The 11,075-nt window shown below is 62.9% G+C and carries 6 protein-coding genes and 1 tRNA gene; 1 reads left to right on the top strand and 6 read right to left on the bottom strand.

Going from position 1 to position 11,075, the window contains the following annotated elements:
• Window positions 1–2: 2 nt before the first annotated feature.
• The 3 genes from mraZ to HND55_05160 form a co-directional block, all read right to left on the bottom strand.
• Window positions 3–455, bottom strand: coding sequence for a division/cell wall cluster transcriptional repressor MraZ (mraZ, locus tag HND55_05170; protein ID QKK02103.1), 453 nt, complete (start codon window positions 453–455; stop codon window positions 3–5).
• A gap of 260 nt (window positions 456–715) precedes the next feature.
• Window positions 716–2,119, bottom strand: coding sequence for an LOG family protein (locus HND55_05165; protein ID QKK02102.1), 1,404 nt, complete (start codon window positions 2,117–2,119; stop codon window positions 716–718).
• 141 nt (window positions 2,120–2,260) lie between these two features.
• Window positions 2,261–5,545, bottom strand: coding sequence for a TonB-dependent receptor (locus HND55_05160; GenBank protein QKK02101.1), 3,285 nt, complete (start codon window positions 5,543–5,545; stop codon window positions 2,261–2,263).
• Between the two features lie 322 nt (window positions 5,546–5,867).
• On the opposite strand from HND55_05160, the gene HND55_05155 reads away from it, so the two are divergent.
• Window positions 5,868–5,944, top strand: a tRNA-Pro gene (locus tag HND55_05155).
• A 403-nt stretch (window positions 5,945–6,347) separates the two neighbouring features.
• Here the strand turns inward: HND55_05155 and HND55_05150 are convergent.
• The 3 genes from HND55_05150 to HND55_05140 are packed head-to-tail and all read right to left on the bottom strand — an operon-like array spanning window position 6,348 to window position 11,075.
• Window positions 6,348–6,665, bottom strand: coding sequence for a P-II family nitrogen regulator (locus HND55_05150; GenBank protein ID QKK02100.1), 318 nt, complete (start codon window positions 6,663–6,665; stop codon window positions 6,348–6,350).
• Window positions 6,666–6,680: 15 nt separating this feature from the next.
• Window positions 6,681–9,788: an efflux RND transporter permease subunit gene (locus HND55_05145; GenBank protein QKK02099.1), complete on the bottom strand. Its 3,108-nt coding sequence runs from the start codon at window positions 9,786–9,788 to the stop codon at window positions 6,681–6,683.
• Between the two features lie 9 nt (window positions 9,789–9,797).
• The gene (locus tag HND55_05140; protein ID QKK02098.1) at window positions 9,798–11,075 is read right to left on the bottom strand and encodes an efflux RND transporter periplasmic adaptor subunit; all 1,278 of its coding nucleotides are present in this window, start codon (window positions 11,073–11,075) and stop codon (window positions 9,798–9,800) included.

The raw sequence follows: 11,075 nt of genomic DNA, 5'->3' as shown, positions 1-11,075 counted from the left end.
CGCTACAGGACCAGTTGCGCCATTTCGGCGGACGCCTGCTCCTGGATCTCACGCTGCTCGACGGCACGACGCTCGTTGAGGACGCTTTCGTCCCAGATTTCGAAGCGCTGGCCCATACCCATGAAAACCACGCGCTTTTCCAGTCCGGCCACCTGGCGGAGCGTCGCCGGCAACAGCAAACGGGAACTGCCGTCCAGCTCGAGCAGGGTGGCCGAGCCCACCAGGCGACGCTGCAGGCTGCGGTGACTGGCATTGAAGGTCGACAGGCCCATGACCTGCTCGCGGACCCGCTCCCATTCAGGCTGCGGATACAGCCACAGACAGCCGTCGTCGAACGCCGAGTAGGTGAGCACCAGCCGGTTTCCGCAGGCGGCCTGGAGATCCTCCCGGTAGCGGGTCGGAATCGCCAGTCGTCCCTTGGCATCCAGATTGATGGCGGTTTCACCAAAAAACACGGCTCGACACTCGTTTTCCACTAAGGACCCACAATTTCCCACAAATTCCCACTTCGTGCCACCTTAGACCTGAATGTGACGAGTGTCAAGTGGTTACGGGCGCCTGATCGGCGCCGATGCGCCGGAGTTCGGAGCTGCAGAGAGGGACAAGGCTTGCGGAATCGCGGGCGAAGGCAACGACCTGAGCGGGAGGTCTGCGTCTCCGGCCGTTAGGGAGCCTCTAATAACTCTGCGCGGAGCGCAGAGTTATTAGAGGCTCCTTAGCCGGCGATGCGGTAGCAGGGCTCGTAGGGCTTGTCGCCGGGCAGCTTCATGCGCTGCTGTTTGACGAACCGCGCCAGCAGCTGGTCCAGGGCACGCATGATCGCGCGATCGCCTTCGATCTCGAACGGACCGTGACGACGGATGGCCTGGATACCCTGCGGCTTGACGTTGCCGGTCACGATTCCGGAGAACACGCGGCGCAGGTTGGCCGCCAGCTCATGCACCGGCAACTCCGGCGAGATCGGCAGCTGTCGCATGGCCTCGTGGGTGGCCTCGAACGGCTGCTGGAAGCCGTGATCGATGTTCAGCAGCCAGTTGAAATAGAACGCGTCGTTGCTCTCTACCCGCCAGTCGCGCACGCGCGCCATACCGGCGGCCATGGTGCGCGCGACTTCGGGCGGATCGGCAATGATGATGCGATAGCGCGCCTGTGCGGCGCGCCCGAGCGTCAGGCCGATGAACTGGTCGATCTCGGCAAAGTAGTCGCGCGCCGACTCCGGTCCGGAAAACACCAGCGGAAACGGCATGTCGGCGTTGGAAGGATGCAGCAACACGCCCAGCAGAAACAGGATCTCTTCGGCGGTACCGACACCGCCCGGAAAGACCACGATACCGTGCCCCAGCCGGACGAACGCCTCGAGACGCTTTTCGATATCCGGCAGAATGACCAGCTGGTTCACGATCGGGTTGGGTGATTCGGCCGCGATAATGCCGGGCTCGGATACGCCGACGTAGCGACCGGGCAGCGTCCGCTGCTTGGCATGCCCGATGGTGGCCCCTTTCATCGGTCCCTTCATCGCCCCCGGTCCGCAGCCCGTGCAGATATCCATGCCGCGCAGCCCGAGCTGATAGCCGACCTCCTTGGTGTAGTCGTATTCCTCCGAGCTGATCGAGTGTCCGCCCCAGCACACCACCAGCCCGGGCTCGAGTTCGGTATCGAGCAGGTGGGCATTGCGCAGAATCTCGAAGACCGTGTTGGTGATGCCTTCGGAGCTGTCGAGATCGAAGTAGGGGCTGGGATGGATCTCGGTGTGGAAGTAGACAATGTCTCGCACCACCGAAGACAGCAGTTCGCGTATGCCGCGTATCATCTTGCCGTCGACAAAGGCACAGCCCGGCGCGTCCTCCAGATCGATACGCATGCCCCGATTGACCTGGTGAACCTGGATGCGAAAGTCCCTGAAAGTCTCGAACATGTGCTCGGCATCGTCACCCTGCTCGCCCGAATTGAGTACCGCAAGCGCCACCTGCCGCAGCAGTTCACCGACCTCCTCGGAGGCATCGGACAGTCGGGCGACCTCCTCGCGGGAGAGCACGTTGAGACTGCCGGCCGGGTAGACGCGGGTCGATACCTTGTCCAGGCCCGCACAGCCAGCCACTGCAGGTGAAGCGTCAGTCATCGTGTTCCTCGACCGGCATACTCGTGAAAACGGAATAGTCACTATTATGACGGCCACAAACGCAGACGGCCAGCACCGTGGCTGGCCGTCTGTTTGCCGGTCTGCCGCCCGGGCGGGTCGCTGACCCGCACCAGGGCGCGGTCAGAAGTCGTAGCGCAGGGTCAGGCGGATTTCGTAGACCGACTGCGACGAGCTGACGAAACTGGTCGGGTCGTCGTCGAAATCCGTGTAGCGGTACAGACAGTCGCTGGCCTGCCGGCAGACCTGGCGCGGCGCATCGCCGGTAAGCGCAGTGGCCCCGTCAATGCCGTTTTCGGCCACGTCGGCAGCTGAGACCAGGTCCGCCTGAACGATTCCGGCCTGGCCGAAGAACGGACCGTTCTCGAAGGTCCCCCAGTCACTGTCGATCAGGTTGAGCACGTTGCGGATGTCGAGGATGAGGCTGAACTTGTTGTCGCCGACCCAGCGGTCCACGCCCGGGATGCCCGGAATCTGCTGCTGGAAACGCAGATCCCAGCGCTGGTTCCAGTTCGACTGCTGCGAGTACGGCGCGTGAATCTCGCCAAACGGGATGTCGTTCTCCTCGAGATAGCGGAAGAAGCCGTTGACGTCAAAGCCCGAACCGTAGACGACGCGCGGATCGTTGCCCGGATTGGGAATGTAGAGCGGGTTGTTGTCGAACGGTCCTTCACCCTGCCCGGCGCGGCCGAACAGCGCATTGGAGTTGGTCACGTCGAATGCCGTACTCCACTGATCGCCGCTGAAAATCTGGCCGAACACGTCGACCCGGGTCAGATTGTTGCCGAAGAAGGCGCGTTCATAGCCGAAGTTGATCTTGAACGCTTCTTCGATCTGATACGGCGAGGTGCGTGCCGAAGGATCGTTGCGATCCTCATCGAAAATGCCGAGCCAGTTGGAAATACCCCGAGACGACCCGCCCTCGGTCACCGCCTCGATATCCTGCAAGGCGTAGCTGATCTGGTAGTCGAACCCGTTTTCGAAGGCCTTGGCCAGGGTCAGCGTGATGACATGGCTTTCGCCATCGCTGAAGTTGCCCAGCTCGGTCAGGTTGTTGATGCCCAGGGCATCGAGATCGGCGTAGATAACGCGGCCATCCGGCGCGGTACCGGTCGGCAGCGCCTCGGCCAGCTGGGTCTGGGCAATATTGCGCCACAGGAAGCCGTCGCGGGTATTGGTGTAAAGGTATTGCGCAGTAAAGCGGTAGTCCTGACCCAGGCTGAACTGGTCGAAGTCCAGGTCGAAGCGCTGGTCATAGCGCAGCGAGGCCTTCCAGTCCGACGGCGTTTCGAAATCATCGGCGATGTAATCGATGACCGAGCCGCTCTGGCCGGCCACCGCGTCCAGGGCTTCCTGTGGCACGCTGAAGATGTCGGCATTCTCGAGCCCGAACACGCGCGCAAAACCGGTCGGAGACTGGAACGAGTTGGAAATCCACACCTGAGGCTCGCCGCCGGCGAACAGGCCGAAGCCCCCGCTGATGCTGCCGCGATCGAACGGCGTCCACAGGAAGCCGACGCGCGGCATCAGCAGGTCGTTGCCGTCGAGGTTGTTATCGGTGCGCACACCGAAGCGCTCGAGAATGTCCTGGTCAAGCGCCGGCTTGTCGCTCTGCGAGAAACGCTCGTAGCGCAGTCCGTAGCTCAGCTCGAAGGTATCGGTCACCTGCCACTTGTCCTGAATGAACAGCGCCCACTTGTCGTAGCCCCATTCGGCAGCACCATCACGCGCATTGTTGGACGGCACGTTGACATAATCGACGTTGCCCGGGGTGCGATTGATGATTTCGTCGAAGTCGTTGAACACGAAACGGCCGTTCGAAGCGGGGACGAACAGGTTGAACAGATTGAACTGCTCGAGCTCGGCGCCGAAGGTGAGCACATGATCGCCGAAGTAGTAATCGCCCTTGGCAAACAGCTGCAGACGATCATCGTTGTACTCGTTGGCGTGGCGGAAACGATCGCAGCCGGCCACGATGGTGTTGCGATCGGTAATCAGTCCTTCCAGCGGAGTACCCGCGACGTCGTTCTCATCAAGGCGGAACTCGAAATGACCCAGGTCGTTGCCGCCGCGGCAGATCTGGCCGCGCACGAATTCCTTGTAGTTGATGCGCAGCTGGGTCGAGAAGTTGTAGCTCCAGTCGGAAAACAGCTGCAGGGTATAGGCGTCGAGATCAACCGGAATGTCGTACCAGGCCGACTGGAAATTGGCTGCATTAATGCTGACTCCGGACTCTTCGGTCTTCTGGTAGGTGAACGAGGCCCGGTGATCGTAGTTGATGTTCCAGTCCAGCTTGACCAGCGTGCGCTCCGAGGCCTCCGGCAGCGAGGCCACCGCCGGGCGGCCCAGCGGGTCGAAACCGTAGATATCCTGAAGAATGCTGCCCAGCGTGCTGTAGAGCGCCGGATCACGGCCGTTGACCGCATCGGAGTTGGCGAAATCGACCGGACTGCTGGCCTCGTACTCGTCATAGGACACGAAGAAGAACAGCTTGTCCTTGATGATGGGCCCGCTGAAGGTAAAGCCGTACTCCTCTTCCTCGAAGTCGCCGGCGTCGAAACGACGATCGCCGTCGAACTTGCTGCCGACGAAGCCATCGTCCTTGTAGGCGTAATAGAGCGAGCCGTCGAACTCGTTGCCGCCGGACTTGGTCACGATGTTGACCAGACCGCCTGTAAAGTTGGTCGCCTCGACGCCATAATCGGCGGCCACCAGCGTGACCGACTCGACCGCATCCAGATTGATCGGTGAACGTTCCGTGGCATAGGTATTGCTGCCCAGGCCGAAATCGTCCTGCTGGCGGGCACCGTCAATGGCCAGACCGTTGAAACGCGGATTCACGCCGGCGACCGACAGGTTGCCGACGCCATCGGACTGGGCCAGCGGATCGCGCAGCAGCGTCGAGATCACGTCACGATCAGTCGAGGGCTGATTGCGGATATCGCGATCGGAATAGGTCGAACCGACACCGTTGTTGAGCTCGACGGCCGTCGACAGCGACTGACCGACCACTTCCAGCGCGTCGAGCTGCATGCCAGCCGACACCAGCATGAAGCGGAAGGGATCCTGGGGGCCGGGTTCCAGATAGACATCGGTCTCTTCGGCCGCCTGGTAGCCTTCGGCACGAACCTCGATCTCGTAAGGTCCCCCGACGCGCAGCCCGGCCTGGAAGAAAGCGCCGGTATCGCCGGTCTGGGCCTGGGACCGGGTCCCGGAGGGCAGATGCGTGATCTCTACCGCCGCACCGACAATCCCGTCACCGTCTTCGGTGACGACACGGCCGCGCACTTCGGCCGAGGTGGCCTGCGCGAAAACGGACGGGGCCTGCACGACCGCCAACAGCAATACGGTCAGCAGGAACACGCTCCAGCCAGCGCCTGCTGGCCGCGCAAAAACTGAACATTTCATGAAATTACTCCGCTAGGGTGGACACAACGAAACTCACAGACCTGAAACCGGAGGATTCACGCCCGATCGACAGTGCGGCATTCTAGAGTCCTCAGGTGACAGTGAAATTACACGATTTTAACGTTTTTCGCTACACTCGGGCCGCGCCGGGCGCACCAGATCCTGAGCGCGCAAATGATAGCGCCGAATCATGCCCGCCGTCTTGTCAATGCCGCGACAACCGGCCCTGGCCCTCACGCAACAGCACTCCGAAATCCGCCATTTTTTTGAGCGCGCATCGGTTGTTATCGTCCCCGGCTTGCATTAAACTACCCGGCTTCGTCGGGGTGTAGCTCAGCCTGGTAGAGCACTGTCTTCGGGAGGCAGGAGTCGCTGGTTCGAATCCAGTCACCCCGACCAGCCGAATCCCGCAAGAACGCCGGCCCTCGAGCCGGCGTTTTTCTTTCCGGATCATAAAGATACAGCCTAAGCCCCTGAACTCCTGGCGCCCTCCCCGGCCGACCGGGATCCCTCTTCCTGCAGCGCCGGATCGATCTTGTGCCCATTCTGTGCCCAAATCGTGCCCGGCTCGTGACAGCAACGGGGCGAATTCGACACCTGCCCGGCCGTGCCCGGAGTCGGGCCGCCCATGAAATATTGGCTGGTCTGTCCGGAACGAACAGGCGGATGGGACAAACCACTCGTTTTACCCCTCATCTCGGCAATCTTCCTGCGCCAACTCGCACTGCTGAAGCGCAGCACTTTTTCCGGCAGTGAGGGAATCGAGACCTGTGAAGCAGCCGATGATTGTCTCGGCGAATGGCTAATCGATTTCCTTACCGTCCTCGATTTTTCGGGCCGACCGCAACTCACTGACCGTGACGATGCCATCGCCGACATGACCCTCCCAGCTTCTTGCATCAGACAGGATCAGCTCGACGATCGCGTCGACGCGATCGGCTTCGGCATTGACTTCGAGCTTGATCATCTTGGCTCTGACGAGCCCGTCGCCCTCGTCGGCCGCATGGCCATACTCCTGGACGGGCACCACGGCAATACCGTGATGCCCGCCCACCTGACCCAACGCATCGATGACTCGGTCGAGCAATGCAGGTCGGATGTAGGCTTTGATTTCGAACATGGTTGCATCTCTCCTTCAGCTGAAGTCGACTTCGCTGCGCGGTTCGGCGAACCAGCGATAGACCGCGGGCAGCACCAGTAGCGTCAGCGCCGTGGAGGTGACCAGGCCGCCGACGACCACCGTGGCCAGCGGGCGTTGCACATTGGCGCCGATGCCGTTGGCCAGTAGCAGCGGGATGAGGCCCAGAATGGCGACAGAGGCGGTCATGAGCACGGGCCTAAGGCGCCGCTCGGCACCCAGGCGCACGGCTTCTTCCAGCGAGCGACCGCGCTCGCGCAGTTCATTGATGTAGGACACCATGACCACGCCGTTGAGCACGGCCACACCGAATACGGCGATGAACCCGACCGCGCCGGGAACCGACAGGTATTGCCCGGAAACCCACAGCGAAAACAGGCCGCCGGTAACCGCGAAAGGCACGTTGAGAAAGATCAAAGCCGCGTAGCGCACGCTGGAGAAGGCCATGAACAGCAGCAGGAAGATCAGGCCGAGCGTAATGGGTACGACCACGTAGAGCCGGGCCATGGCACGCTCCTGATTCTCGAACTGACCGCCGTACTCGACGAAGTATCCGGCCGGCATCTCCACTTTCTCGGCGATGCGCTGGCGGATGTCGCTGACTACGCTGCCCATGTCGCGGCCGCGCACGTTGAGCTGCACGAACAGTCGACGACTGGCCTTGGAGCGCGAGATCTTCTTGGGCCCGCGGTAGACCTCGATATCGGCGATCTGCGACAGCGGGATGAGCGCCCCGGCGGAAGTGCGGAAGTTGAGGCTGCGAATATCGTCGACGCTGGTCCGCGCCGGCTCTTCCATGCGCACGAAGATGTCGAAGCGGCGGATGCTTTCGAAGACCTGCCCGGCCTTTGCCCCGCCGATGCCGGTCTCGACCACACCAAAGATCTCGTCGAGGGAGATACCGTGGCGCGCCAGCGCCTGACGGTCGGGCCGGACAACGATCTGGGGCTTGCCGCCCTGTTGCTGCATGCGCACGTCGGCCGAACCAGGCACCTCGCGGGCGATGGCGGTTACTTCCTCGCCGATGCGCGCCAGTTCGTCGAGGTCCTCGCCATAGATGCTGATGACGACCTCGGCCATGATCCCCGACAGCAGCTCGTCGGTACGAAGCTGGATCGGCTGCGAGAAGTTGTTGGCCAGCCCCGGCACCTCATCGGACAGGCGCTCGGCCATGGCAGTCTGCAGTTCCTCGTAGTCGCGGCCGCTCTTCCACTCATCGAGCGGCTTGAGCGCAACGAGTGAGGCGACGACGTTGACCGGCTCCGGATCGCCGCCGACTTCGGCCCGGCCGACGCGGGCATAGACGCCGGTGACTTCCGGGTACTCCCGCATCACGTCGGCGACCCGCCCGGCATACTCGTTGGCGGTATCCAGATTGGCGCCGGGCGGCAGGGTTGATCGCACCAGGAACGTACCTTCCCGCAGGGTGGGAACAAACTCTGTGCCCAGCATGGGAAACAGGGCCAGTCCGCCGGCGAACAGCACCAGGGCGGCGGCCACGGTGCGCTTTGGATACGCCACCACCGCATCGAGGAGCGGTCGATAGCCCTTTCTCAGCCAGCCGACCAGGCGAGGCTCGCCGTGCACGCTGTCCTTCTTGAACAACAGCGTGGTCAGCACCGGAACCAGGACCAGCGCGACGATCAATGACCCGGCCAGCGCAAAGCTGATGGTGTAGGCCATCGGCGAGAACATCTTGCCTTCCACGCCCTCGAGCGTGAACAGCGGCAGAAAGACGATGATGATGATGGCAATGGCGAAGGCGATCGGCTTGGCGACTTCGCGGGCGGCCTCGCCCACAAGCCTTGGTAGCGTCACATCTTCGTCTTGCCGCTCCTCCATGTGTCGGAAGATGTTTTCGATCATCACCACGGAGCCATCCACCATCATGCCGATCCCGATGGCCAGTCCGCCCAGGCTCATCAGGTTGGCCGACATGCCGACGTATCGCATGGCGATGAAGGCCACCAGCGCCGACAAGGGCAGGCTGATGATCACGATCAGAGTCGATCGCACATTGCCCAGGAACAGCCATAGCAGGGCGAGGACCAGCACGGCCGCTTCCAGCAAGGCCTTCTCGACCGTGCCGACGGCCTTGCCGACCAGGTCGGCCTGCGAGTAGTAGGGTTCCAGCCGCATACCCTCCGGCAAGGCGTCGTTGATGGTCGCAACCTTGGCCTCGATGGCCGTCAACAGATCCTGGGTGTTGGTTCCGATCAGCTTGAGGACAAAGCCGCCCACGCCCTCTTCGCCGTTTTTCATCAGGGTGCCGCGACGAATGGCCGGCCCGAATTCGATCTCGGCGATGTCGCCGAGATAAACGGGCGTGCCCTGCGCTTCGCTGACCATGATGTTGCGCAGATCGTCGAGTCCCTTCTCGCCGGAATCGATCCAGCCATAGCCGCGCACGATGTACTCCTCGCCGCTGCGCTGGATGAAGGAGGCACCGACGTTTCGATTGTTGGCGGCCAACGCGGCGCGAATGTCGCCCACGGTCAGGTTGCGCGCCGCCAGTGCCTTGGGGGCAAGATTGACCTGGTACTGCTTTTCGAAACCGCCGATCGAGAGAACACCCGTCACGCCCGGAACCGTGCGGAGCTGGGGCTTGACGATCCAGTCCTGCGCCTCGCGCAGTTCGGTGGGGGTGTAGTCGGCCCCGTCGACGCTCTCGACGGTGTACATGAATACGCGCCCCAGGCCGGTGGTCAGCGGCCCGAGCTGCGGATTGCCCATGCCTTCGGGAATCTCCTGGCGCGCCTGGGCCAGCCGCTCGTTGACCAGCCGGCGGGCGAAGTAGATATCCGTGCCGTCCTCGAAGTAGATATTGACGCGCGACAGGCCAAAGATGGACGTGCTCTGGACGCGCTCGAGGCCAGGCAGGCCGTACATCGCAATCGACACCGGATAGCTGATCTGGGTTTCGACGTCCTCCGGCGACAAGCCGGGGCTGGCGGTAAAGACCTGCACCATCGTGGGCGTGACGTCCGGAAAGGAATCGATCGGGACACTGCGAAAGGCGAAGATCCCGGCGATCAGCACCGCCGCGGCGAACACCAGCACCAGCAGGCGGTTGGACAGCGCCGTTCGAATCATTGCATCGATCATGAAACGCTCCTAGTGCGAGTGGGCGGCGCTGCGGGTGGCAGCGGTCAGCGCGGACTTCAGATCGAAGGCGCCGGAAACCACGACCGGGTCACCGGGTGCAAGGCCTTCGAGGATCTCGACGACACGGTCGTTCTCGGCACCGACGGAGACGGAAACGGCTCGAAAGTGGCCGGACTTGTCGCCGGGCACGAAAACGATGTCTTCGCCTTCGAGCTCCTGCACCGCATCGAGCGGCACCAGCGTGCGGTTGGCGGCTTCGCCGACCTCGATGCGGGCGGTGCCGAACATGCCGTCGCGCAGCAAGCCATCCGGGTTGGCGATTGCGGCGCGTGCGGTGAGCGTGCGGGATGCTCGATCCAGGCTGCTGGAAACCCAGTCCAGCTCGCCTTCGAAGCGCGTTGCCGGCAAGCTGCGCACCGTCAGATCCACGGGCTGACCCGGGCGGAGCGCCCCGGCATCGGATTCGCTGGCCTCGATCATCAGCCACATGTTCGAGGTGTCCACGATCGTCACCGGCGTTTCATTGGCGCCGACGGTCTGACCGGGCACGACGTCACGGTGCTGAACGGCTCCGTCGATGGGACTGGTCAGGACATAGCGAGACAGCGGTACATCGGCATCGGGCTGGACCGAGTCGATTTCCTCCGGCGACAGGCCGTAGAGCCTGAGCTCCTCGTCGGCCGCGTCGTGCTCGGCCCGCGCCTCGGCGAGGAGCGCGCGCGCCTCCTGAAGCTCGGCGTCGCTGGTGATGTCCTTCTCGTTGAGTTCGCGCTCGCGCTCGTACTGGGCACGAACCGTCTCGAGACGCGCGAGCGTGGTCAGGTGCCGCGCCTTGGCCTTGCCCAGCGCCACGCTGTCGAGTTCGACCAACGGGTCGCCGGCTTCGACACGAACGCCGAGATCGGCGATGACACGCACGACCTTGGCGTCCAGGCGCGGCCCGACCCGCGCAATTCGATCCTTGTCATAGGTCAGGGTGGCGGGCGCAGAAACCGCGTCGCTCGCGGATCCCGATGTCGCTTCCTCGACCTGGATCGACAGTCGACGCTGCTGGGCAGCGGTGAGTTCGAGATTGCGGGACCGTTCGTCCTCGCCGTGTGCCGCTTCGTCTTCGTGCCCCGATTCTTCGTCTTCATGCGCTTCGGTCTCATCATCGTGCCCCTCGTGGCTTTCGGCAGCCGGCGCATCGTGGGACTGGTGTTCGTCTTCCCGGCCCGTTTCGCTGTCGCCGCAACCGCTCAAAGCGGCGACGAGCATCAGGCCCAACAGCATCTTCAGTGGTCGCAT

It is taken from the genome of Pseudomonadota bacterium (assembly GCA_013285445.1).
Taxonomy (GTDB): domain Bacteria; phylum Pseudomonadota; class Gammaproteobacteria; order Xanthomonadales; family Wenzhouxiangellaceae; genus Wenzhouxiangella.
The sequence above is the reverse complement of the archived record's forward strand: the minus strand, read 5'-3'. Positions and strand labels throughout refer to the sequence as shown.

Excerpts from the sequence above, each read along its gene's own strand:
- HND55_05165 (QKK02102.1), bottom strand. The coding sequence starts at position 2,119 with ATGACTGACGCTTCACCTGCAGTGGCTGGCTGTGCGGGCCTGGACAAG.
- HND55_05160 (QKK02101.1), bottom strand. The coding sequence starts at position 5,545 with ATGAAATGTTCAGTTTTTGCGCGGCCAGCAGGCGCTGGCTGGAGCGTG.
- HND55_05150 (QKK02100.1), bottom strand. The coding sequence starts at position 6,665 with ATGTTCGAAATCAAAGCCTACATCCGACCTGCATTGCTCGACCGAGTC.
- HND55_05145 (QKK02099.1), bottom strand. The coding sequence starts at position 9,788 with ATGATCGATGCAATGATTCGAACGGCGCTGTCCAACCGCCTGCTGGTG.
- HND55_05140 (QKK02098.1), bottom strand. The coding sequence starts at position 11,075 with ATGCGACCACTGAAGATGCTGTTGGGCCTGATGCTCGTCGCCGCTTTG.